Below are 20,205 nucleotides of genomic sequence, written 5' to 3'. Positions count from 1 at the left end.
CCGCGTTTTTGTCTCCGAAGCGCGTAGATTCGAACGGTGGTGGTACCATGATCGGCGACCAGTGGCAGTTCGGGATCCTGATCGGATGGATCGCGATCAACGCGCTGCTCGCGTACTCCGGGTATCGCCTCCGCGAGCGACGCGCGGCGACCGGAACCGGCGCGCCCGGCGGCGGCGCCGACCCCGTCGACGCCGACGACGGCGTCGTCGAGTGCCCCGACTGCGGCACCGCGAACGAGCTCGGCTATCGCTTCTGTCGGTCGTGCGTGAGTGAGCTGCCGGGGACGATGGCGTTCGACCGCGACGCCGACGGCCCGCTCGGTCGCGTCGCCCGGTGACGACCCGTCGCCGTCGTCTTCTTCGTCGCGGACCGACGACGGTCAGAGCGTCCGCCGGCGGTCAGAGCGCCCGGCGGCGGTCAGAGCGCCTGCAGGTCGGCGAGGCAGTCGTCGAGGTCGCGGGTCGACGTCGCCAGCGAGAAGCGGTCGACGCGCGCGAGGTCGGCGGCGTGCTCCCACAGGTCCTCGGCCTCGATCCCGTGGAGGACGACCGCGTTCGGCGTCGGGCTCACGACGCGGAGCGCGACCAGCGGCGACTCGCCGCGGGTCACGCCCGTGAACACGAGCGCGCGGTCGGTCGACTGGCCGTACAGCCGGTAGAACTCCTCGCTTGAGAGCCGCGTGATCGCCTCGATGGAGTTGATCACGGTGTGGCCGTTGACGGTGTCGCGATCCCCGCGGACGACCTCCGTGGCGTCCATCGCCTCGTAGAACTCCCCGACCGGCACCGCGGTGGCGTACTCGCGGAGGTCGTGGACGATGTCGCTCTCGAAGCCCGCCGAGAGCACGCGGGCGTACTGGCGGAGGCGCCCGCCGCCGCGCCGCTCGTCGATGTCCAAGAGCCCGTCGACGATCCGGCGCACGACGCCGATCCCGGGGCTCTCGCGTCGCCCGCTCTCGTAGTCGGAGATCACCGACGAGGAGACGTCGAGCTGGTCGGCGAGCTCGGTCTGTGAGACGTCGAAGTCGGTCCGCCACTTCCGGAGCGTCGCCCCGGGGTCGTCGCTGAGCGTTATCTCGCCGGCGATCCGGCGAGAGAGCTCCTCGCGTGCGTCGCTCATTACCCGGTCCGAGGGCGGAACGCCGCAAAAGGCTACCGAAAACGGGGTTCGTCGGACGTCGACATCCCTCCGCGGACTCGACGGTGGTCCCGGGGCGAAACCACGCCCCCCAAGAGCGACGCCGACGGCGTCACTCCACGTACAGCGAGTAGACGATGACGCCGAAGCCGACCGCGGTCAGCAGGCTGTTGATCGCGATCCCGACCGCCAGGGACGCGCCGATGACCTGGTGGGAGACGCCGCCGATCAGCGCGCCGACGGTCACGATCCCGAAGCCGATCCCGAGCGCGCGCAGCGAGGGGTCGCCCGTCCTGCCGTACGCGCGGAGCGCGTAGTAGGTGATGCTGCCACCGAGCACGAGGATGGCGGTCTTTGCCACGATGATGGCGAGGTCGATGTGCGTTGTCATGTTTCCTCTCGCAGTTCCGACCACAGGTCGGCCAGCCGTTCGTCCCGCGTGCGCTCCGGGCGGGAGAACTCGACGGTGAGCTCGCGGGGGGCGTCTCCCCCCTCGTCCGCGTCGTCGATCGAGACCGTCACGGCGTCGAACGAGACGGAGTAGCGCGTGGTGTGCTGTCCGTCGCGGCGGATGTCCGTCGACTCCCGGAGCAGGGAGGCGTCGGTGAGCTTCTCTAGCTTCCGGTACGTCGTCGACAGGGGGATGTCGCACTCCTCGGAGAGGTCGCTCGCCGTCTTCGGCTCGGTGAGCGCCGCCACGATCCGGCGCGCGGCGTCGTCGGCCAGCGCGTCCAGCACGTCGTCGACCGACGGGGGGTCCTCCTCGCGCGACGGGTCCCGCACCATGGCTTCCACTTGGATCCCCCCGCGTCTTAAACCATCGAACTTCGGCCGTGCCGCGCGCGGCGCGGCGTCGAGCGCGCGCGGCACCGTCGGCGACGCCGCCGGACCGCGGCGTCATTTGACCGCGGCGTCGCCGGACCCGCGACGACGCCGGACGCATCCCGTTTTTGTGAGTGGGTCGCGTACGTCGGGTCGATGGACTCGTGGAAGCGCCGCGTCGGCGGGTACTTCGGCTTCGTCCTCTTCGTGCTGATCTTCACCGCAGTCGTCTACCGCTACGGGATGCGGGTTTACGAGGGCGACGCGGTCACGATGATCGAGGCGCTGCGCTTCTCGGTCGAGATGTTCACCACCACCGGGTTCGGCGGGGACGCGCCGTGGGAGAGCCAGCGGATGAACGCGTTCATCGCCGTGATGGACCTCGTGGGCATGGTCCTCCTCATCGGCGCGCTCCCGGTGGTGGTGACGCCGCTCCTGGAGGAGGCGTTCTCGACGACGGCTCCCGCGTCGCTGGACGACGGCCTGTCCGGCCACGTCGTCGTCTGCTCCGACACCTCGCGGTCGGCGGCGCTCATCGCGGAGTTCGACTCCCACGGGATCCCCTACGTGATCGTCGAGCCGGACGGCGACCGGGCCGCGGCGCTTCAGGAGGCGGGCCGGACGGTGATCCGCGCGGACCCGGAGTCGACGGAGGGGCTGGCGGCCGCGAACCTCGCCGACGCGCGGGCGCTGGTGACGGACGTCTCCGACCAGGTGGACGCGAGCATCGTGCTCGCCGCCAAGGAGCTGTCGCCGGACGTGCGCGTCATCAGCGTCGTCGAGGACCCGGACCGCGAGCGGTACCACCGGCTCGCGGGCGCGGACGAGGTGCTCTCCCCGCGGTCGCTGCTCGGCGAGAGCCTCGCCGCGAAGGTGACGACCGCGCTCCGGACCGACCTCGACGAGGCGGTCGCGATCGGCGACTCCCTGCGGCTCGCGGAGGTGGCGGTCCCGCACGGGAGCCCGCTCGCCGGCTCGACGCTCGCCGACAGCGGGATCCGCGAGCGCGCCGGCGTCAACGTGATCGGGATGTGGGTCGACGGCGAGTTCGACGCGGCGCCCCCGCCGGACGCGACGCTGTCGGCCGGGACGGTGCTGCTCGTCTCCGGGCGGTCGGACCAGCTCGAACGGCTCGTCGAGCTGACGAACTCCGCGACCCGGCGGTTCGGCGCCGGCGAGACCGTGGTCGTCGGGTACGGGCAGGTCGGCCGCGCGGTCGCCGAGACGGTCACGGCGGCCGACCTCCCCGTCACGGTCGTCGACCGCGAGGACGCGGAGGGCGTCGACGTGGTCGGCGACGCGACCGATCCCGAGACGCTGCGCGCCGCGGGCGTCGAGGCGGCGCAGACGGTCGTGCTCGCGCTCCCCGACGACACCACGACGGAGTTCACGACGCTCGTGGTCCGCGACCTGGCGCCGGACACGCAGGTGCTCGCCCGGGTCGAGGAGCCCGCGAGCGTCCGGAAGATGCACCGAGCGGGCGCCGACTACGTGCTCTCGCTCGCGACCGTCACCGGGCGGCTGTCCGCCTCCACCGTCATCGAGGACCGCGACGTGCTCTCGCTCGACCAGCGGATCGAGGTCGTCAGGAGGCGCGTGCCGCGCCTCGCCGGCCGGACGATCGGGCGGGCGAACGTCCGGGAGGCGACCGGCTGCACCGTCATCGCGATCGAGCGCGACGACGAGACCGTGACGGAGATCGGTCCCGACACCCGGGTCGGTCCGGACGACGAGCTCGTCGTCGTCGGCACCGACGAGGGGATCCGCGAGTTCGAACGACGGTTCGCGTGAGCGCCCTCCGCTCCCGAGGGCCTCGCGCCGCGCCGTGACGGGGCGTCGACCCGTCACGCGGCGGCTCGGCGCCGGGGCGAGTCGAACGCTTCAAGTATTCGCTGGCTGTTCGTCCCTGTATGAAAGACCAGGGACGCTCCACGCGCAAGCGGACGGGCGGCCGACTCAAGCACGCCTCGAACAAGAAGCGCCACCAGCTCGGCCGCGAGCCCGCCGAGACCACGGTCGGCGAGACGCGCGTCCAGTACATCGACTCCCGCGGCACCGAGAAGAAGGTCCGCGCGCTCTCGACGAACGTCGCGCAGGTCGCCGACGGCGGCGAGGTCAGCGAGGCCGAGATCGAGAACGTCGTCGACAACCCATCCAACGTCAACTACGCCCGCCGGAACATCGTCACCAAGGGCGCCGTCATCGACACGTCCGCCGGCCGCGCCCGCGTCACCTCCCGCCCCGGCCAGACCGGCCAGGTCAACGCGGTCCTCATCGACTGAACGGCGTCCCGGTCGACCGCCGCCGACCCGCTTTCTGAACGTATTTACCCCTCGACGACGACGAGCGACGCGTGTACCTCGGCGTCGACGAGGCGGGGAAGGGCCCGGTGCTCGGGCCGATGGTCGCCGCGGCCGTGCTCGCGGCCCCGTCGAGCCTCCCGGCCGACGTCGACGACTCGAAGCGGCTCTCCTCCGAGCGGCGCGAGGCGATAGCCGAGGCGGTCCGCGGGAGCGACCGCGTCGCCGTCGGCGTCGCGACCGTCGAGCCCGCGGAGATCGACCGCCCCGACACCGACATGAACACGCTCACGGTCCGCGGACAGGCGCGGGCGGTGCGGGCCGCGCTCGCCGGGATCGGGGGACTCGCCGGCGGCGAACGGCCAGAGCGCCCCGTCCGCGTCGTCGCCGACGCGGGCGACACGAGCGAGGCGCGGTTCGCGCGGCGGCTCGCCGAGTTCGTGGAGAACGGCGACGGTTCCGACGACGGTGACCCCGAGAGCGACGACCCCGGCGGCGGTCCCGGGGGCACCGCCGGCCCCGCGGTCGACGTCGAGGCCTTCCACGGCGCCGACGAGGCGGACCCCGTCGTCGGCGCGGCGAGCGTGGTCGCCAAGGTGGCCCGCGACGCCCGGATGGCGGCGATCGACGACCGATACCCGGCGTACGACGGCGTCGGGAGCGGCTACCCGAGCGACCCGACGACGCGGTCGTTCCTGCGCGCGTACGTCGCCGACCGGGGCGACGTTCCCGACTGCGCCCGGCGGTCGTGGGCGACCTGCGACGACGTGCTGGAAGCGGCCGAGCAGTCGGCGTTAGACGAGTTCTAGCCGGGGGTCGACCCGGGCCCTACGCCAGCGTCGAGACCGCCCCGTTCACGGCGCCGATGAACGTCTCCCAGACGGAGACGCCGGCGACGATCGAGAGGACGGTGTCGGCGCCGAAGAAGGCGAACAGCGCCGCGGACGCGATGTGCGCCCGCCGCACGTCGAACCGGTGGGCGAACGTGTGGAAGAAGTAGGCGTTCGCGAGGCTGATCGGGATGATCGCGAGCATCTCGCCGACCCAGATGGCGGAGGTCACGCCGTACTGCGCCGCCAGTCCGATCGTGACGAGCTGCGTCTTGTCGCCGAACTCGCCCGTGGCCATGAGCACAAAGATCGGGAGGAACCCCCCGAGAGACCCCCGGTACCTGTCGAGCGGTCCCGGAAGCGTCACCGAGTCGAGGTCGGCGTAGTCGGCGTCGGCCGCCGAGGGGCTCGGGGCGTCGGCGCCGGCGGCCGGTGCCTCCGTGCCGCCGTCGCTGGACGCGATCCGGGCCGCGTCGCGGTCGGGCATCGACCGGTACAGCAGGTACGCGAACGCGAAGAACAGGGCCGCGGTCACCGCGTCGAGCACGACCCCCGGCAGCGTCGCCTGCAGCGCCTGTCCGAAGGCGATCTCGACGGCCGTCCAGCCGGCGAACGCCGACGCGGCGGCCGCGACGACCACCTTCGGGTCGTACCGCGTCGACAGCGCGGCGATCATGAATTGCACCTTCTCGCCCGGAAGCACGGCCAGCTGAGCCGCGAAGGCGACGATCAGTATCTCGGCGTATGTCATGCGTTCCCGTCCTCCCGACGCTCGTCGGTCGAGCCCCCCGCTCCGGGGCGGCCGCCGGTCCTCATGGGCGGTTTAGAGGAGTCTAAATTAAGAGTTTGTCGGCTCTCTATTATCGGTGGTGACCCGATCGACATGGTCGAAACGCGACGGAGCGGCGACGGGGCGGTCGACCGCTCCCGCGACGCCTCACCGGATCGTCAGCAGGCGGCGCAGGATGTCGCCGTACGCCGGTCGGGTGATCAGGACGCCGATCAGGACGCCGAGGATGGTGAAGATCGCGAACCCGGAGAGGTCCCCGAGCGAGAGCACCATGAGCGGCGACATCGCGACGATCGTCGTCGCGGCGGCGGCGCCGATGACCCAGAAGGCCCGGCGGAACCGGGAGTTGAACACCTTCCGGGAGTTCACCTCGCCCTCGCTCATCACCTCGTCGGCGATGATCACGAGGTCGTCGACGCCGGTCCCGACGACCGCGATGAAGCCGGCGATGACCGCCAGCTCGATCGGGTAGCTCACGAGGGCGGCGAAGCCGAGCAGCGCGTACACCTCCGCGAGCGCCGTGACGATCATCGGCAGCGCCACCGCGGGCTCGCGGTAGCGCAGGAACACCATGCCCGCGACCGCGAACACCGCGAGGATCCCCGTCACCAGCGAGTAGTTCTTGTAGTTCTCCCCCTGCGCGGCCGAGATTGTGCTCGACGTCCCCTCGCCGCTGATGTCGAGCTCCGCCGGCAGCGCGCCGGCGCGCAGGTTGACCGAGATCTCCTGGGCCGTCGAGAACTCGGGCGTGGTCAGCCGGAAGTTCGGGGTGTCGGCCCACGAGCCGCTCGCCATGCTGTCGGCGAGCTCCGGGTCCATCCCGAAGGAGTTGACGACCTCGCCGTCGACGGTGAGCAGGAGGCACGGGTTCGAGTTCTCGATCTCGCCCGTCTCGGGGTTGTACTGACAGCGGTCCGCCTCGGACTGGTACGCCGAGGGGAAGCCGCGGTCGACGACCGCCTGCTGGAACGTCGCGGCGGGCGACTGCTGACCGCCGGAGGCGGTGTTCCGCACGTTCACCGGCACGTACGAGCCCGTGCCGCGGTCCCGCTGGGAGGCCGTCCCGATGTTCTCGAAGTCGTCCTGCGTGAGCACCCCCTCCTCGACGGCGGTGCCGTTCCCGCTCGGGTACGCGATGTCTATCTGCACCGTCCCGCGCTCCTGGAGCAGCGAGACCACGTCGCTCCGGTTCTCGCCGGGCACCTCGACGAGGATGAAGTACTCGCCGCCGAGGGACTGGACCTGCTGGACGCTCCCGCCCGAGAGCCCCGCCTCGTTGATCTTCCCCTCGATGATGCTCTGCGTGAGGTCGCGGGTCTCCGCGGTCACGCCGGGACGGATGCTCTCGTAGGAGTACCCCGAGGCGTCCATCGCCGCTCGGAACTCCTCCTCGCTCACGGACGGGTCGGTGACCTCGACCGCCCGCACGTCCTCGCCGACGCTCGACCCCACGTCGCGGAGCTGCACGCCGTCGAGCTCGTCGGCGACCGCCTGCTCGACCGTCACGGGATCGTCCCCGCCGAAGTCGACGCCGGTGGCGGTGTACCCTTCGAGCGGGGCCCGGACGCGGGTGCCGCCCTCCAGGTCAAGCCCGTACTGGAGGTTCGTGATCCCCTGGCTCACCTCGCTCTGGTTCTCGCCCGGCGCGGTCTCGGGACCGAACTGCGGGGCGAACAGCGCGACCGACGCGCCGACCACGACCACGACCAAGAGCAGGATGCGCCAGTTGTTCCTGATCGGCTCAAGCATTAGCGCTTCACCCCCTCGAACTTGTACCAGCGGAGCAGCGAGACGTTCAGCAGGTACGTGTTCATCAGGTCGGCACAGAGCCCGACCGCGAGGATGATGCCGATGTTCCGCAGGAGGTCGACCCCGAAGACGGTCGCGACGATCGCCATCACGATCATCGCCGCCATCGAGGTGAGCGTCATCGTGACCCCGGTCCGCATCGCGCGGCTCACCGACTCGTAGAAGTCGCCCGTCCGACGCAGCACGGAGTTGTTCAGCAGGATGTCGGAGTCGACGCTGTACCCGATGATCATCAGCAGCGCGGCGATCGTTCCCAGCGTCATCTGGATCCCGAGGAGGTTCATCACGGCGACGGGGATGACCAGGTCGGAGAACGCAGAGGCGACGACCGCGAGCGACGGGACGAACGTCCGGAACAGCGCGAACACGAGCACGCTCATCCCGAGGAACGCCAGCGCGACCCCGAACACCGCGGTCCGCGCCGTGTCGCCCGCGAAGCTCGGGGACACCTGGTCGATCGCCGTCGTTGTCAGTCCCGCGTCGTCGGCCTGTTGCGAGAGCCCCTCGGCCAGCCCTTCGGGGTCCTCGTCGGCCGCGCGGAAGGTGACGACGAACACGTCGTCCGCGGGGATCGACCGGATCGAGTCGGGCTGCCTGTCGAACTCGGTCTCGATTCGTTCCTCGACGTTACCACCGTCGTCGGCGATCCGGAGCTCGACGCCGCCCGTGAACGCCAGCCCGAGGTTCGCCGGCGCCCCCGTGACGAGGTACCAGCCGAGGATGATCGCGAGCGCGAGAACGAGGACCGCGAGCGGGATCGCCACGAGCTGCCGGTTCGAGTACTCGGTGTAGTTGACCTCCGGTACGTCGATCGCTACCATAAATAGCGGTTCCTGCGCGGGCGCGAATAAGCCTTCTCACTCGCCCGCGACCCGACGCCCCCGAGACCGCCTCACGGCATGTACCGAACGCTGACGATCCCCGGCTCGGAGCGGACCTCGACGCGGTTCACGCCGAGCCGGGCGGCCCGGGACAGCGTCGCCTCGCGGTCCTCGATCACGTCGGCGACCGCGTCCTCGGTGTCCGACTCGGGCGGCGTCAGCACGTGGACCTCGCCCTCGCCCGCGCGGGGCTCGCGGGCGAGCTCCCCCGTCGGCGTCTCCGCCGCGAGCTCGCGCTCGTGGACGGTCGGCGGCTCCTCGCTCTCCTCGATCGAGAGGGGTCGCCGCTCCGTCACGTCGACCACCCGGTACGTGACCTCCATCGGCGGGTCTGGGGCGACGGTCGCCTCGACCGCGTCGTCGACGTCGAGTCCGGGGTTCGAGCTCAGCGTGTGGACCTGGCCGTCGTGAACGTCTTTCAGCACCGCCGAGTCGCTCTCGACGTGCGTGACGAGGAAGGTGCTCTCCTTGCCGTCCGTCCCGTCGCTCGTTTCCGTTCCGTCGGCCGTCTCCGTCCCGCTCGCGCCCTCCGATGCGTCCGCGTCGGTGCGCTCTGGCTCGTCGGTCATTGCACCGTGGTATGCGACCGACCCTTTTCGGGGTTTCGAGGCGCGTCAGTCGTCGACCGCGGGATCGTCGGCCGCGGTCGCCGGCTCGTCCGCGGCCGCCGCGTCGGCTGCCGCGCCGCCCGCGCCGCCCGCGTCGTCGGTGCCGTCGCCGGTCACGCGAAGCCGGTAGTGGACCGCGAACACGACGAGCGCGGCGGCGACCGGCGGGACGATCCCGACCGGTTGCGGGAGGGCGTAGAGCGCGCCGACGACCGCGGACTCGGTCGGGTCCCGGAGCTCCGCCGGCGCGGAGATCACGAGGCCGACGTACAGCGAGCAGAGGAAGAGGAAGCCGCCGTACGCCAGCTTCCGGTCGTACCCCGGCTTCACCGGGTCGCCGCGGCGGTGGCGGCGCGCGACGAACAGCAGCGGCGCGAGCAGCGGCGCGACCGCGGCGAAGCCGGCGATCACGTACAGCGAGCGCGAGAACAGGAACGTGCCGCCCTGCACGTCGGCCGTCTCCGCCATCCAGACGACGAGCGCGAGGGTGACGACCGTCGCGATCAGCCCGGCCGCGAGCGCGCCGACGACGCCGTACACGCGCATGGTCCACGAGTCGGTGTGGCGGATCGCGTAGGGGATCGCGCCGAACACCCCGCGGTAGCTGTCTGCCATCGCCGCAGTTAGGGCCGACGGCGAATTAAACCCCTCGTCGGTGGACGTGAGCTTTTAGCCCCGGCGACGGGACCACCCCACGTGGGCCTGTACGACGCGTACCTCGCCGTTCGCCACCGGCTCCACGACGGGGAGCCCCCGGAACACGTCGCGATCGTCGTCACCGAGCGCGACCTCCTCGCCGACGGGGCGTTCGACACCCTCGCCGAGGCGCTCGGGTGGGCGCTGGAGTACGGCGCCGAGCGAGTCACCGTCTCGGTCTCGGTGCTCGACGAGTCCGTGGTCCCCACGCTCATCCGCGAGCTCCGTCGGCTCGACGCCCCCGTCCCGTTCGTCGTTCGGGGTCCGGACGACGTCGACGGCGGGAGCAACGACCACGCCGACGGCGACGAAGGGGACGACCACGCCGACGGCGACGAGGGGGACGTCCCCGTCAGGATCACCGTCGGACTCGGCGGCAAGGCGGAGTTCGCGGCCGCGGTCCGCGAGATCGCGAGCGACGTCGACGCGGGCGAGCTCGACCCGGCCGAGATCGACGCGGACGACGTCGCCGACCGACTCGTGTTCCCGGAGGAGCCGGACCTCGTCATCAAGACCGGCGCGGAGCGGCTCTCCGACTTCGCGATCTGGCAGTCGGTGTACGCCGAGCTCTACTTCACCGACGTGAACTGGCGCGACTTCAGGAGGCGGGACTACCTGCGCGCGGTCCTCGACTTCCAGGACCGACAGCGTCGGTTCGGTCGGTGAGGGGGAAAGGGCCGCCCGCCTCACCAGACGAACCGGAACAACAGCGTGAACGTGACGAGCGCCCCGACGGTCGAGAGGATCGGGACGACGTTCTGCATCAGGACGACGCGCGCGCTCGTGCTCGGATTGAACAGGTCAGACGCCGAGGGGACGTCGGTCGGGTCCCCCTCGCCGATCGGGGCCGTCTCGTCGGTCTTCAGCGCGCCGACGGACACCTTCGGCTCCTTCTCCCCGCTGATCCCCTGTCTCACCGTGACGCTCCGCGTCGCGCGCCCCCAGCCGAGCCCGACGATCGACATCGTCGCGATGATGACGAACGAGGCCGGGATCCCGACCGCCGAGAGGCTGATGACGATCCCGGAGGAGACGCAGGCGACGACGATCGCCGCGGTCAGCGGGAGGTCGGTGATGTCGTTGCCGAGCGTGTCGAGCGTCCGCCGGGCGATCGTGAACGCGCCGACCGCGACCGCGGCGCTCCCGAGCAGGATCATCGGCGTCATCTCGACGTTGTCGAGCGCGACGAGCGGCGCGATCGCGTTCGCGATGTTCGAGGTCCCGGAGGAGAAGGCCATCAGACAGCCGATGGCGATGACGACGAAGCCGCCCACGAGCTCGCGCCGGGTCGTGTTCGGGCCCGGGACGGGCTTCGGGATCGGGCCGGAGCGATCGAACTCGAACAGCGCCCCCTCGGTGCTGTCGATCGCCACCCAGCTGTCGATGGCCGGGTAGAAGTAGCGCCCGACGACCCCGGAGACCCAGAAGCCGATGATCGGCGCGACGATCCACCAGATGGCGATCTCGCCCATCACCGCCCGGTCGAGGGTGCCCGTCGCGAGCCCGAGCCCCGCGATCGCCCCGACTGCCGTCATCGACGTCGACGCGGGGACGCCGGCGAAGTTCCCGACGAACAGCGCGCCCCCGATGAAGAAGAGGACCACGATGCTCGTCTCCAGCGTGAACACGCTGCCCCCGGTGACGAGGTCCTCCCCGAGCGTCGTCACGACGCGCTGCCCGAGCGTGCCGGCGCCGACGAAGAAGAACACCGACATCAGCGCCGCGGCACCCGACTTCGAGAGCACGCCCGACCCGACGGCCGGCCCGAACGCCGGACCGGTCGTGGCGCCACCGATGTTGTACCCGACGAACGCCGCGACCGCGAACCCGATGAGAAGTAAGGCCTCAACCATATACTCGCTACAACACGGCACGACCGGTTAAGCGAACAGGTTCGCGCCGGGGACGGAAGTTCGAGAAATGCACCGGCCGAGACTCCCGCGAGCAGAGAGGGACCGGAGATCCCTCTTGCAGCCGGCGCGTAGCGCCGGCGACGCAGCGAGTGGGAGTCAGGCCGGTGCACGACCGCAGGGAGTGCACCGGCCGAGATTTGAACTCGGGTTGCAACCATGGCAAGGTTGCGTGATACCACTACACTACCGGTGCGTGCGTCGCGTATCCAACTTGCTCGGAGGTCCACTTAAGCTTGTCACATCGGGACCGCGCCGGGGGCGGGCCGCGCGCTCCGGGGGGTTCACTCCCTCCTCGACGCCGCGATCTCCCCGCCGTGCGCCCGGACGAGGGCGGCGAACGCTTCGACCTCCGCGTCCTCCTGCGTCGCGTCGTCCCGGCGGTCGCGCACCCGCCGCTTGATCGCCCGCAGCGCGTCCGGCTCCCCGGTCGCGATCGCGTCGGCGACCGCGCGCGGATCGTCGACGACGCGGGAGACGAGCCCGGTCCGGAGCGCCTCGTCGGCGTCGAGGACGCGGCCCGAGAGCGCGAAGTCGAGGGCGTCGCCCTCGCGCATCACCCGCGGGAGTCGGACCGTGCCGCCCCACGCGCCGAACAGCCCGAACTCGACGCCGGGCTCGGCGAACGTCGCCGCCGGGGTGGCGATCCGGACGTCGGCGGCGAGCGCGATCTCGACGCCGCCGCCGCGGGCCGCGCCGTCGACCCCGCAGACGACGACCGCGTCGGCGCCCGCGATCGCCGCGGCGGTGCGCTGGCCCTCCCGGGCGAACGACGCCGGGCCGTCCGCGTCGCCGCCCTCGACGTCCGCGTCGGCGAGCCCGGCGACGGCGTCGAGGTCGGCGCCGGCACAGAAGGCGTCGCCGGCGCCGCGGAGGTACGCGACCGGGGCGTCGGCGTCGGTGACGGCGCGTCGGAGCGCGCGCAGGTCCTCGGGGCGGAGCGCGTTCCGCCGCTCGGGGCGATCGATCGTGACGACGCGGACGCGGTCGTCGGTGCGGGTGCGGATCACGGCGTCGTATCCCGGTCGTTTCCAAAGGTCTTTGCCCTTCGCTCGACTACCTGACGGCAATGGACGATGCCGCGCGAGCGCGTGAGGCCGCTCACGAGGCGCTCGCGGACGTCGAGCCCGAGCAGCTGCGCGAGGCCCTCGAACGCCGCATCCTGGACGCCGCCGTGACGCCCGGGGTGCTGGCGCTGGTCACGGCCCGCGCGGTCGACCCCGAGGTGAACCCCGACGAGGTCGTCGACCGCGCGGCCGGCGTGCAGCTCATCTACGAGGGGCTCCGGCTCACCCGCGCGGTGGCCCACGAGGAGCCGTGGGTGACCGCGCCGACGCGCGAGACCGACATCGACGCCGACATGGACGTGCTCACGGCCGACGTGCTCGTCTCGCGCGGCTTCTCGCTGCTGGCGTGCACCGAGGCGGCCGGCGCCGCGGTCGAGGTCGTGCGCGCGTTCGGCCGCGACCAGACCCTCCGCGACCGCGAGGGGACCGACCCCGCGGCGGCGACCGCGCTCGACCGGAACCTGGAGGTCGACGCCCTCGAACTGGCGGTTGTCGCCGGCACCACCGCCGTCGGCGGCGAGCCCCCGGAGGAGCTGCTGACGTACGCCCGCGAGCTCGCGGCCGACTACGACGGCGAGTTCCCGCCGCCGGGGCGCGCGCTCCCGGACGCGACCGCCGACCGGATCGCCGACATCTCCGACCGCGCTGTGAGCGCGACGGACCGGTAGGCGAGCGGAACCCGGCGACCCGTCGTCACTGCCTCGGATCGGGCGACGACTCGGCGGCGGATCGAAACCCATAAAGTCGAATCCGGTCAACGACAGGTTGCGCGCCTGGGTAGCTTAGCGGTAAAGCGCGTCCTTGGTAAGGACGAGACCCCGAGTTCAAATCTCGGCCTAGGCTCTTCCGAGTTTTGTCGTCCCGACAATGACCTTCGCCGACCTCTTCGATCGAGCCGCCGAGCACGACGCGGACGCCGACGCGGTGAGCGCGGCGCTCGCGGAGCGTCGGTCGGTCGCTGACGACTCCGAGGACTCGGCGGGCGACACCGCCGAGAGCGACCCCGACGTCTCCCCGCTCGACCGCGAGCCCAGCCCCGCCCGGGTCGTCGCCGACGCCGACGCCCTCGCGGCCGACCTCCTCGTCGGCGGCGCGGCCCGCGAGGCGCTCGACGCGCTGCGCGCGCACTCGTGGACGACGCTCGTCGCCAGCGACGCGCTCCTCGACGACGCCGAGGCGGTGATCGCCGCGCTCGCGGACGCCGCTCTCGCGGCCGACTGGCGCGAGGCGGTCGAGGCGTGGCGCGAGCCGGTCGCGCATCCCGCCGGCGACCACCCGGCGCTCGGGTCGGCGTACCGCGGCGCCGCGATGCAGGTCGTGAGCCTCGACCCGTCGCTCACGGGAGCGCGGGCCGCGGCCGGGCTCCGCGACCGACTGCCGGTGAGCGTGCGGGAGCCGCGGGCGTTCGCGACCGTCTTCTCGGCCGAGAAGCTCCACCCAGAAACGGTCGGCGGCGAGTACCCCGGCCCCGACCGCGACCCGCGCTCGATGGCGCCGGTCCGGGGCGACGGGGACCAGCACCGATAAGCGACCGCCGACCCCAGCACCGGTAATGACCGATCCGGACGCGACCGCGGGGGAGACCGGGAGGGGCGACGGGATTCCCCGCACCGACGGCGGCACGGAGGGGATCGCCGAGGGCGACGCCCCCGAGCTCCCGGCCGACCTCGACGCGGTCCGCGAGGCGCTCGTGGAGTGGTACGAGGCCGACCACCGCGACTTCCCGTGGCGGCGCACCGAGGACCCCTACGAGGTCCTCGTCAGCGAGGTGATGAGCCAGCAGACGCAGCTCGACCGCGTCGTCCCCGCGTGGGAGGACTTCCTCGACGAGTGGCCGACGACCGCCGACCTGGCCGCCGCCGACCGCGGCGACGTGGTCGCGTTCTGGTCCGACCACTCGCTCGGCTACAACAACCGCGCGAAGTACCTCCACGAGGCCGCCGGACAGGTCGAGGACGACTACGGCGGGGAGTTCCCGGAGTCGCCCGACGAGCTGCGGGAGCTGATGGGCGTCGGCCCGTACACCGCGAACGCCGTCGCCTCGTTCGCGTTCAACGACGGCGACGCCGTCGTCGACACCAACGTGAAGCGCGTGCTCCACCGCGCCTTCGCGGTCCCCGACGACGACGCGGCGTTCGAGCGCGTCGCCTCGCTCGCCATGCCCGACGGCGAGTCCCGGGTCTGGAACAACGCGATCATGGAGCTCGGCGGCGTCGCCTGCGGGACGACCCCGCGATGCGACGAGGCGGGCTGCCCGTGGCGCGGGTGGTGCCACGCCTACGAGACGGGCGATTTCACCGCGCCCGACGTGCCGGAACAGCCCGACTTCGAGGGGAGCCGCCGGCAGTTCCGCGGTCGCGTGGTCCGGACGCTCGGCGAGTACGACGAGCTGGCGCTGGACGAGCTCGGCCCGCGGGTCCGGGTCGACTACGCGCCGGACGGCGAACACGGCCGGGAGTGGCTCCGCGGGCTCGTCGACGACCTCGCGGACGACGGGCTGGTCGCGGTCGACGAGAGCGGCGACGAGCCGGCGGTTCGGCTCAGGGACTGAGTCGGTTCGGGTCGTCTCGCGGCCGGATAAGTACCCCCGACGTGTGAACCGTCACCCGTTTATCAGCGGAGCCGGAACCGACGGGTATGAGCGAGACCGTCGACTCCGACCTCTACGCGCGGACGAAGGCGCTGCTGGAGCCGGGCGACATCGAACTCCTGGGCTGTATCGTCCACACGACGCTCGGCGGGGAGGAGGACCTGGAGATGCACGAGCTCACGGTCGCGATCAACGAGGTCATCGCCGACCACGCCGGGAAGGGCGAGGCGTACATCGAGGCCGGCAACGACGACACGAGCTTCTCCTCGAACCAGTTCCAGGGGCGCACCCTCGACGGCGAGGAGTTCGTCTGGGAGTGCCAGCAGCTCCTCCGGGACGGCAGCTTCGACATCGTCTTCTACTACGAGGCCGGCGTCGACCAGGCGGCCCTCGCCGACGACCTCGCGGCCCTCAACGACGTCGACCGCGTGACGCGGGTGCCCTGAGGCGGCGGCGGTTCCTCCACTCGTGAGCGACACCGTCCTCGTTCCCGGCGGCCGCGACGTGCGCGCCACCCTCGACGCCGCCGCGAGCGACGGGGCCGGATCGGACCGCGACGACCCCCGGGCCGACGCGGTCGTCGTCGCCTGCCCGCCCCACCCGCAGCAGCGCGGCCACCGCGGCGACGAGCGGCTGCGGGCGGTGAGCGACGCCCTGACCGACCGCGGGATCGACTGCCTCCGGTTCGACTACGGCGACTGGGACGAGGGGTACGGCGAAAGCACCGACGCCGACAACGCGGTCGGCTGGGCGGCCGAGCGCTACGACCGCGTCGGGCTGTTCGGCTTCTCGTTCGGGGCGACGGTCGCGCTCGTCGCGGCCGCCTCGCGCCCCGGCCTCGCCGGCGTCTGCGCGCTCGCGCCGACGGCCCGGCTGACCCCCGACGTCGACGCGGTCGCGGCGCTCGGCGACCTGGTCGGCATGGGCGTGCCGACGCTGATCGCGTACGCGACCCGCGACTCGACGGCCGACTGGGCGCCCGTCGCGGAGCGGGCCGAGGAGCTGGGGATCGAGACGGCGGCGTTCGAGTCGGACCACTTCCTCGTGGGACGCGCGGGGGAAGCGGGCGAGCGCGCGGCGGCGTTCTTCGAGCCGCGGCTGCGGACGGATCGCGGGTGACCGCCGGTCGTCGCCCGGGAAGACTTATTCCGCTCCCGCGAGCCGACCGCGTATGGAGTACCGACCCTTCCCGGAGGAGCGCGCCGACGAGTTCGGCGCGTTCATGCGGTACGCGTTCGCCCCCGCCGAGGGCCCGTACGACCCCGACGAGGCGGAGGGCCACGACACGATCGCCGAGCGGCGCGGGCTCTTCGACGCGGCCGACGACCCCGTGGCGGTGTGCGCGCACCACTTCTTCCCGCTGCGGATCCGCGGCGCCGACCGCGAGGTCGCCGGGCTCTCGGCGGTCGCCTCGCCGCCGGAGCACCGGCGGCGCGGGAACGTCGCCCGCGTGCTCCGGGAGTCGCTGGCGGAGTACCGCGAGCGGGGCGTCGCCGTCTCGACGCTGTGGCCCTTCGAGCACTCCTTTTACGCGGGCTACGGCTGGGCGACCGCGAGCCGCTACCGCTCGCTCGCCGCGCCGCCCGATCAGCTCGGGTTCGTCGACGACCTGATCGCGACCGACGGCGACGCGGCCGGGTCCTTCCGCCGGCTCGGCGAGGGCGACTACGGGGCCGTGCGACCCCTGCTCGCGGCGACGGCGGAGCGCTACGACCTCACGATGGACTGGAGCGAGGCGTGGTGGCGAGAGCGCGTCGTCCGGGGCTGGAAGACCGACCCGTTCGTCTACGGCTGGGCGCGCGGCGGGGAGCTCCGGGGGCTCTGCCGGTACTCGTTCGACGACGACGCGGACGAGGCGGACGACACCGTCATGCGCGTCTCCGACGTCGCCGTCGCGGACGACGAGGCGTGGTTCCAGCTCCTGCGCTTCTGCCGCAACCACGACTCGCAGGTCGCCGAGGTCCGGATCCGGGCCCCGCCGGACGCCCCCCTGCTCGACCTCGTCGAGGACCCCCGCGCGGTCGACTGCGAGGTCCGGACCGGCCCGATGGTCCGGCTCGTCGACGTCGCCGCCGCCCTCGGAGCGCTCGACCCGGACCCCGGCGTCGAGGCGGCGCTCTCGCTCGCGGTCGACGACCCCCTCGTCCCGCGGAACGACGCGACGTTCCGGGTCGCGGTCGCCGACGGGAGCGTCGCGGTCGAGCCGGTCGACGGGGGCGAGGGTGACGCCCTCGACGACGCCGCGGACCCGGGCGCCGCCGGCGACGCCGCGGACCCGGACGCCGCCGGTGCCGAAATCGACGTCGGCGCCCTCTCCCAGCTGTACGTCGGCTATCGGTCCGTCGACGAGGTCGTCCGAGCGGGCCGGCTCGGAGGTCCCGGCGACCGCCCCCTCGACGGCGACGCCGCCGCCTCTCTCCGCGCGCTGTTCCCGCCGCGAACGACGCACCTCCGCGAGGGGTTCTGAGCCCCGCTTCGGCGCCCTCGCCGGCCGGGCTTTTTATTCGCGCGCCGCGTACCCCGTGACATGAGTTCCCGCGACGACCGACGCGAGGACGAGCTCGAAGAGCGGCTCGACGAGCTCGAAGACGTGCTGGGCGAGCTCCGCCGCGACCTCGAGGAGACCGACCGGGACCGCCGCGGGCCGCCGCGGCCGCCCAGCCTCTCGGACCTGGTCCGGTTCACCGAGCAGTACACCATCCCGACGGTCATCGCCCTCCTGGAGACGACGATCAAGTCGCTCGAACTGCTCCGTGGGACCCTCCGGCTCGCCGACCCCGGGCGGAGCGTCGCCGGGGACGCCGACGGGACCGCCGACCGCCTCGCCGACGTCCGCGACGGCGCGAGCGCCGGCCTCGCGCGGTCGCTCTCGGAGCTCCGGACCGCGCTCTCCGAGGCCGACCTCCCCGAGGAGGCCGCCTCGCGCTCGATCATCGCCGACGCCCGCGACCTCACGGCCGAGATCGAGTCGCGGATCGAGGAGGGCCGGAGAGAGGCCGACGCCGCGCGACGGGAGGACCGGCGCGACGACCGCCGAAGCGGTCGAGACGACGACGGCGAACGCGAGACCGGCGGACGCGAGACGGCCGACCGGGACGAGCGCGGCGGGCGCGACGACCCCTCCGCCGGCGGCCGCGGGATCCGGATCGACGTGACCGATCCCGACGCGGACTCCGGGGAGGCGGCCGACGACGAGCCCGAGGACGACCCGGCGCCCGAGGTCGACGTCGAGTCGGAACTGGAGTCGATCAAGCGGCAGATCGACGGCGACGCCGCGGACGGCGAGCCCGACCCCGACGGAGACGGCGCGGACGGCGAGGCCGGCGACTCCGCGACCGAGGGGGAGGCCGGCGGCGACGACCCGGACGACGCGGGCGACCGCGACGCGGACTGATCCCCCGCGAGACGCACCGTCACGGTCGTTCGCCCTCAGAACTCCGCGCCGAGCCGGTCGGCGACGCGCTCCGCGGAGTCGACGAGCAGGGCGTCGTCGTCGGTGAACACCTCCAGCGCGACGGTGCCGTCGAACCCGTCGAGCTCGGCCGCCACGGCCCCGTAGTCCACCTCGCCGGCGCCGATCGGGAGGTGGGTGTCGCCCCGGCGGCGCACGTCGTGGCAGTGGAGGTGCGAGACGCGGTCCCCGTGGGCGCGGAGGAACCGCGCGATCGCCTTGTCGCCGCCCTCCATGTACGCGTGGCCCACGTCGAAGCAGATCGGGGTGTCGGTGTCGCGCGCCGTCTCGCCGAGCACGGAGAGCTGGAGCCCCGCGTGCTGGTGGCCGACGTTCTCGACGACGACCTCGACGCCCGCCTCGCGGCCGGCGTCCGCGACCCGGCGGAGCTGCTCGGCGGCGACCTCGCGGAACGCGACGTCGTCGCGGTCGGCGGAGGTGGCGTGGAGGACGGCCTTCTCGGCGCCGAGGCCGCCCGCCGCTTCCAGGAGCCGCCGCTGGTAGTCGACGATGGCGTCGTTCACCTCGGGGACGTAGGTGGCCAGCCGCTGGCCGTACGGGAGGTGGACGAGCAGGTCGCGACCGTCGAGCGCGTCCGCGAGCCGGTCCGGGTCGATCTCCCCGGGCGCGAGCGTCGGCTCGCCGACGCCGAGCTCGCAGAAGTCGAACCGCGTCGGCGACGCTTCGAGCCGGTCGAGGTCGTCGCCGACGGTGAGACCGATCTCCATGTCGGCGGTGGGGACGGCGGCCACGTATAGGTGGCGCCGGGGCGACGCGTGACGAGGAAGAGCTATCCGGTCCGCCCACGGAATGGTACCATGACACAAAGTGACCGCGAGGCGGTCGAGCGGACGGTCAAGCGGCTCGTCGACGACGTCGGGTCGTGGCCCGGCGTGACCGTCGGAGAGCATCGGTTCGGGGGGACAGAGTGGCTGGTCGGACCGCGAGAGGTCGGTCACGTCCACGCGTGGGGGATGCTCGACATCGCCTACCTCCGCGCGCTCCGCGACGCGCTGGTCGAAACGGACCAGACGGGCGTCCACCACCTCCTCGACGACTCGGGGTGGACCACGTTCTACATCGAGCGTCCGGGGGACTACGATCACGCCCGGTGGCTCGTCAGGCTGTCGTACCTGTACCACGTGAACGTCCTCAAGAAGACTCCCGCCGGCGCCGAGGAGTACACCGCCGTGGACGTCGATTCCGAGCTCGACGCCCTCGACCCCTCGGAGTCCGTCCGGAGCGCTTTCGAACGTCGTCGCCCCGGGAGAGTCGGCGCACCGGAAGAGTAGCCGCGCCGGCCCGGGATTCGG

The 20,205-nt window shown here is 72.4% G+C and carries 24 protein-coding genes and 2 tRNA genes; 14 read left to right on the top strand and 12 right to left on the bottom strand.

From position 1 onward, the window contains the following. The first annotated feature begins 47 nt into the window (after positions 1–47). The gene (locus tag ACFQMF_RS11830) at positions 48–338 is read left to right on the top strand and encodes a DUF7577 domain-containing protein (RefSeq protein ID WP_256408000.1); all 291 of its coding nucleotides are present in this window, start codon (positions 48–50) and stop codon (positions 336–338) included. 80 nt (positions 339–418) lie between these two features. Here ACFQMF_RS11830 and ACFQMF_RS11825 read toward each other — a convergent pair whose 3' ends face one another. The 3 genes from ACFQMF_RS11825 to ACFQMF_RS11815 all read right to left on the bottom strand — a co-directional run bounded on the left by ACFQMF_RS11825 (position 419) and on the right by ACFQMF_RS11815 (position 1,924). Beyond that, a complete protein-coding gene (locus ACFQMF_RS11825; RefSeq protein ID WP_256407999.1) occupies positions 419–1,120 on the bottom strand; it encodes a helix-turn-helix domain-containing protein in 702 nt (233 codons plus the stop codon). 130 nt (positions 1,121–1,250) lie between these two features. Continuing rightward, positions 1,251–1,529: a DUF7521 family protein gene (locus ACFQMF_RS11820; protein ID WP_256407998.1), complete on the bottom strand. Its 279-nt coding sequence runs from the start codon at positions 1,527–1,529 to the stop codon at positions 1,251–1,253. After that, complete coding sequence (locus ACFQMF_RS11815; protein ID WP_256407997.1) at positions 1,526–1,924, bottom strand: winged helix-turn-helix domain-containing protein; 399 nt, start codon at positions 1,922–1,924, stop codon at positions 1,526–1,528. Before ACFQMF_RS11815 ends, ACFQMF_RS11820 begins: the two co-directional genes overlap by 4 nt. Positions 1,925–2,116: 192 nt before the next feature. On the opposite strand from ACFQMF_RS11815, the gene ACFQMF_RS11810 reads away from it, so the two are divergent. The 3 genes from ACFQMF_RS11810 (at position 2,117) to ACFQMF_RS11800 (ending at position 5,069) form a co-directional block, all read left to right on the top strand. Then, positions 2,117–3,751 carry a potassium channel family protein gene (locus ACFQMF_RS11810; RefSeq protein WP_256407996.1) on the top strand — a complete coding sequence of 545 codons (1,635 nt, stop codon included), beginning with the start codon at positions 2,117–2,119 and terminating at the stop codon, positions 3,749–3,751. Positions 3,752–3,870: 119 nt separating this feature from the next. Beyond that, positions 3,871–4,242, top strand: a complete 372-nt coding sequence (locus tag ACFQMF_RS11805; RefSeq protein WP_144797511.1) for a 30S ribosomal protein S8e — start codon at positions 3,871–3,873, stop codon at positions 4,240–4,242. A 71-nt stretch (positions 4,243–4,313) separates the two neighbouring features. Then, on the top strand, positions 4,314–5,069 hold the full coding sequence (locus tag ACFQMF_RS11800; RefSeq protein WP_256407995.1) for a ribonuclease HII: 756 nt from the start codon (positions 4,314–4,316) through the stop codon (positions 5,067–5,069). Positions 5,070–5,088: 19 nt separating this feature from the next. Here the strand turns inward: ACFQMF_RS11800 and ACFQMF_RS11795 are convergent, their stop codons facing one another. From ACFQMF_RS11795 to ACFQMF_RS11775, 5 genes are all read right to left on the bottom strand, one after another. Continuing rightward, positions 5,089–5,841, bottom strand: coding sequence for a TMEM165/GDT1 family protein (locus ACFQMF_RS11795; protein WP_256407994.1), 753 nt, complete (start codon positions 5,839–5,841; stop codon positions 5,089–5,091). 186 nt (positions 5,842–6,027) lie between these two features. Further along, positions 6,028–7,629 (bottom strand): preprotein translocase subunit SecD, encoded by a 1,602-nt coding sequence (locus ACFQMF_RS11790; RefSeq protein ID WP_256407993.1) that lies wholly within the window; start codon positions 7,627–7,629, stop codon positions 6,028–6,030. Beyond that, positions 7,629–8,510 carry a protein translocase subunit SecF gene (gene secF, locus ACFQMF_RS11785; RefSeq protein ID WP_256407992.1) on the bottom strand — a complete coding sequence of 294 codons (882 nt, stop codon included), beginning with the start codon at positions 8,508–8,510 and terminating at the stop codon, positions 7,629–7,631. Before secF ends, ACFQMF_RS11790 begins: the two co-directional genes overlap by 1 nt. A gap of 71 nt (positions 8,511–8,581) precedes the next feature. Next, entirely contained in the window at positions 8,582–9,139 is a 558-nt protein-coding gene (locus ACFQMF_RS11780) for a DUF5812 family protein (RefSeq protein ID WP_256407991.1), read from the bottom strand. 45 nt (positions 9,140–9,184) lie between these two features. Beyond that, positions 9,185–9,793, bottom strand: a complete 609-nt coding sequence (locus ACFQMF_RS11775; RefSeq protein ID WP_256407990.1) for a hypothetical protein — start codon at positions 9,791–9,793, stop codon at positions 9,185–9,187. Positions 9,794–9,874: 81 nt separating this feature from the next. On the opposite strand from ACFQMF_RS11775, the gene ACFQMF_RS11770 reads away from it, so the two are divergent. Beyond that, entirely contained in the window at positions 9,875–10,540 is a 666-nt protein-coding gene (locus ACFQMF_RS11770; protein WP_256407989.1) for an undecaprenyl diphosphate synthase family protein, read from the top strand. A gap of 20 nt (positions 10,541–10,560) precedes the next feature. Here ACFQMF_RS11770 and ACFQMF_RS11765 read toward each other — a convergent pair whose 3' ends face one another. The 3 genes from ACFQMF_RS11765 to ACFQMF_RS11755 all read right to left on the bottom strand — a co-directional run bounded on the left by ACFQMF_RS11765 (position 10,561) and on the right by ACFQMF_RS11755 (position 12,794). Continuing rightward, positions 10,561–11,727 (bottom strand): inorganic phosphate transporter, encoded by a 1,167-nt coding sequence (locus ACFQMF_RS11765; RefSeq protein WP_256407988.1) that lies wholly within the window; start codon positions 11,725–11,727, stop codon positions 10,561–10,563. A 182-nt stretch (positions 11,728–11,909) separates the two neighbouring features. Next, positions 11,910–11,980: transfer RNA gene (locus tag ACFQMF_RS11760), tRNA-Gly, on the bottom strand. An 88-nt stretch (positions 11,981–12,068) separates the two neighbouring features. Further along, complete coding sequence (locus ACFQMF_RS11755; protein WP_379792014.1) at positions 12,069–12,794, bottom strand: enoyl-CoA hydratase/isomerase family protein; 726 nt, start codon at positions 12,792–12,794, stop codon at positions 12,069–12,071. 59 nt (positions 12,795–12,853) lie between these two features. Between ACFQMF_RS11755 and ACFQMF_RS11750 the strand changes: the two genes are divergently transcribed. The 8 genes from ACFQMF_RS11750 (at position 12,854) to ACFQMF_RS11715 (ending at position 18,835) form a co-directional block, all read left to right on the top strand. After that, positions 12,854–13,519, top strand: a complete 666-nt coding sequence (locus ACFQMF_RS11750) for a DUF7114 family protein (RefSeq protein ID WP_256407986.1) — start codon at positions 12,854–12,856, stop codon at positions 13,517–13,519. A 103-nt stretch (positions 13,520–13,622) separates the two neighbouring features. Beyond that, a tRNA-Thr gene (locus ACFQMF_RS11745) sits at positions 13,623–13,694 on the top strand. Positions 13,695–13,718: 24 nt separating this feature from the next. After that, a complete protein-coding gene (locus tag ACFQMF_RS11740) occupies positions 13,719–14,378 on the top strand; it encodes a DUF7384 family protein (protein ID WP_256407985.1) in 660 nt (219 codons plus the stop codon). A gap of 25 nt (positions 14,379–14,403) precedes the next feature. Beyond that, on the top strand, positions 14,404–15,402 hold the full coding sequence (locus ACFQMF_RS11735) for an HhH-GPD family protein (RefSeq protein WP_256407984.1): 999 nt from the start codon (positions 14,404–14,406) through the stop codon (positions 15,400–15,402). An 86-nt stretch (positions 15,403–15,488) separates the two neighbouring features. Beyond that, entirely contained in the window at positions 15,489–15,887 is a 399-nt protein-coding gene (locus ACFQMF_RS11730; protein ID WP_256407983.1) for a DUF5778 family protein, read from the top strand. A 22-nt stretch (positions 15,888–15,909) separates the two neighbouring features. Further along, complete coding sequence (locus tag ACFQMF_RS11725; RefSeq protein ID WP_256407982.1) at positions 15,910–16,560, top strand: CocE/NonD family hydrolase; 651 nt, start codon at positions 15,910–15,912, stop codon at positions 16,558–16,560. A 52-nt stretch (positions 16,561–16,612) separates the two neighbouring features. Beyond that, positions 16,613–17,908, top strand: a complete 1,296-nt coding sequence (locus ACFQMF_RS11720; RefSeq protein WP_256407981.1) for a GNAT family N-acetyltransferase — start codon at positions 16,613–16,615, stop codon at positions 17,906–17,908. A 60-nt stretch (positions 17,909–17,968) separates the two neighbouring features. Further along, entirely contained in the window at positions 17,969–18,835 is an 867-nt protein-coding gene (locus ACFQMF_RS11715) for a DUF7547 family protein (protein WP_256407980.1), read from the top strand. A gap of 35 nt (positions 18,836–18,870) precedes the next feature. Here ACFQMF_RS11715 and ACFQMF_RS11710 read toward each other — a convergent pair whose 3' ends face one another. Continuing rightward, a complete protein-coding gene (locus ACFQMF_RS11710; protein ID WP_256407979.1) occupies positions 18,871–19,620 on the bottom strand; it encodes a sugar phosphate isomerase/epimerase family protein in 750 nt (249 codons plus the stop codon). Positions 19,621–19,710: 90 nt separating this feature from the next. On the opposite strand from ACFQMF_RS11710, the gene ACFQMF_RS11705 reads away from it, so the two are divergent. Then, entirely contained in the window at positions 19,711–20,184 is a 474-nt protein-coding gene (locus ACFQMF_RS11705; protein WP_256407978.1) for a luciferase domain-containing protein, read from the top strand. Positions 20,185–20,205: the final 21 nt, after the last annotated feature.

Origin of the sequence: Halorubrum rutilum (assembly GCF_042665015.1) — an archaeon.
GTDB classification, from domain to species: Archaea; Halobacteriota; Halobacteria; order Halobacteriales; family Haloferacaceae; genus Halorubrum; species Halorubrum rutilum.
This window is presented reverse-complemented; position numbering and strand designations above follow the sequence as displayed.

Coding starts and splice junctions, on each gene's coding strand:
- ACFQMF_RS11830 (WP_256408000.1), top strand. CDS start 48: ATGATCGGCGACCAGTGGCAGTTCGGGATCCTGATCGGATGGATCGCG.
- ACFQMF_RS11825 (WP_256407999.1), bottom strand. CDS start 1,120: ATGAGCGACGCACGCGAGGAGCTCTCTCGCCGGATCGCCGGCGAGATA.
- ACFQMF_RS11820 (WP_256407998.1), bottom strand. CDS start 1,529: ATGACAACGCACATCGACCTCGCCATCATCGTGGCAAAGACCGCCATC.
- ACFQMF_RS11815 (WP_256407997.1), bottom strand. CDS start 1,924: ATGGTGCGGGACCCGTCGCGCGAGGAGGACCCCCCGTCGGTCGACGAC.
- ACFQMF_RS11810 (WP_256407996.1), top strand. CDS start 2,117: ATGGACTCGTGGAAGCGCCGCGTCGGCGGGTACTTCGGCTTCGTCCTC.
- ACFQMF_RS11805 (WP_144797511.1), top strand. CDS start 3,871: ATGAAAGACCAGGGACGCTCCACGCGCAAGCGGACGGGCGGCCGACTC.
- ACFQMF_RS11795 (WP_256407994.1), bottom strand. CDS start 5,841: ATGACATACGCCGAGATACTGATCGTCGCCTTCGCGGCTCAGCTGGCC.
- ACFQMF_RS11790 (WP_256407993.1), bottom strand. CDS start 7,629: ATGCTTGAGCCGATCAGGAACAACTGGCGCATCCTGCTCTTGGTCGTG.
- secF (WP_256407992.1), bottom strand. CDS start 8,510: ATGGTAGCGATCGACGTACCGGAGGTCAACTACACCGAGTACTCGAAC.
- ACFQMF_RS11780 (WP_256407991.1), bottom strand. CDS start 9,139: ATGACCGACGAGCCAGAGCGCACCGACGCGGACGCATCGGAGGGCGCG.
- ACFQMF_RS11775 (WP_256407990.1), bottom strand. CDS start 9,793: ATGGCAGACAGCTACCGCGGGGTGTTCGGCGCGATCCCCTACGCGATC.
- ACFQMF_RS11765 (WP_256407988.1), bottom strand. CDS start 11,727: ATGGTTGAGGCCTTACTTCTCATCGGGTTCGCGGTCGCGGCGTTCGTC.
- ACFQMF_RS11750 (WP_256407986.1), top strand. CDS start 12,854: ATGGACGATGCCGCGCGAGCGCGTGAGGCCGCTCACGAGGCGCTCGCG.
- ACFQMF_RS11740 (WP_256407985.1), top strand. CDS start 13,719: ATGACCTTCGCCGACCTCTTCGATCGAGCCGCCGAGCACGACGCGGAC.
- ACFQMF_RS11735 (WP_256407984.1), top strand. CDS start 14,404: ATGACCGATCCGGACGCGACCGCGGGGGAGACCGGGAGGGGCGACGGG.
- ACFQMF_RS11730 (WP_256407983.1), top strand. CDS start 15,489: ATGAGCGAGACCGTCGACTCCGACCTCTACGCGCGGACGAAGGCGCTG.
- ACFQMF_RS11720 (WP_256407981.1), top strand. CDS start 16,613: ATGGAGTACCGACCCTTCCCGGAGGAGCGCGCCGACGAGTTCGGCGCG.
- ACFQMF_RS11715 (WP_256407980.1), top strand. CDS start 17,969: ATGAGTTCCCGCGACGACCGACGCGAGGACGAGCTCGAAGAGCGGCTC.
- ACFQMF_RS11710 (WP_256407979.1), bottom strand. CDS start 19,620: ATGGAGATCGGTCTCACCGTCGGCGACGACCTCGACCGGCTCGAAGCG.
- ACFQMF_RS11705 (WP_256407978.1), top strand. CDS start 19,711: ATGACACAAAGTGACCGCGAGGCGGTCGAGCGGACGGTCAAGCGGCTC.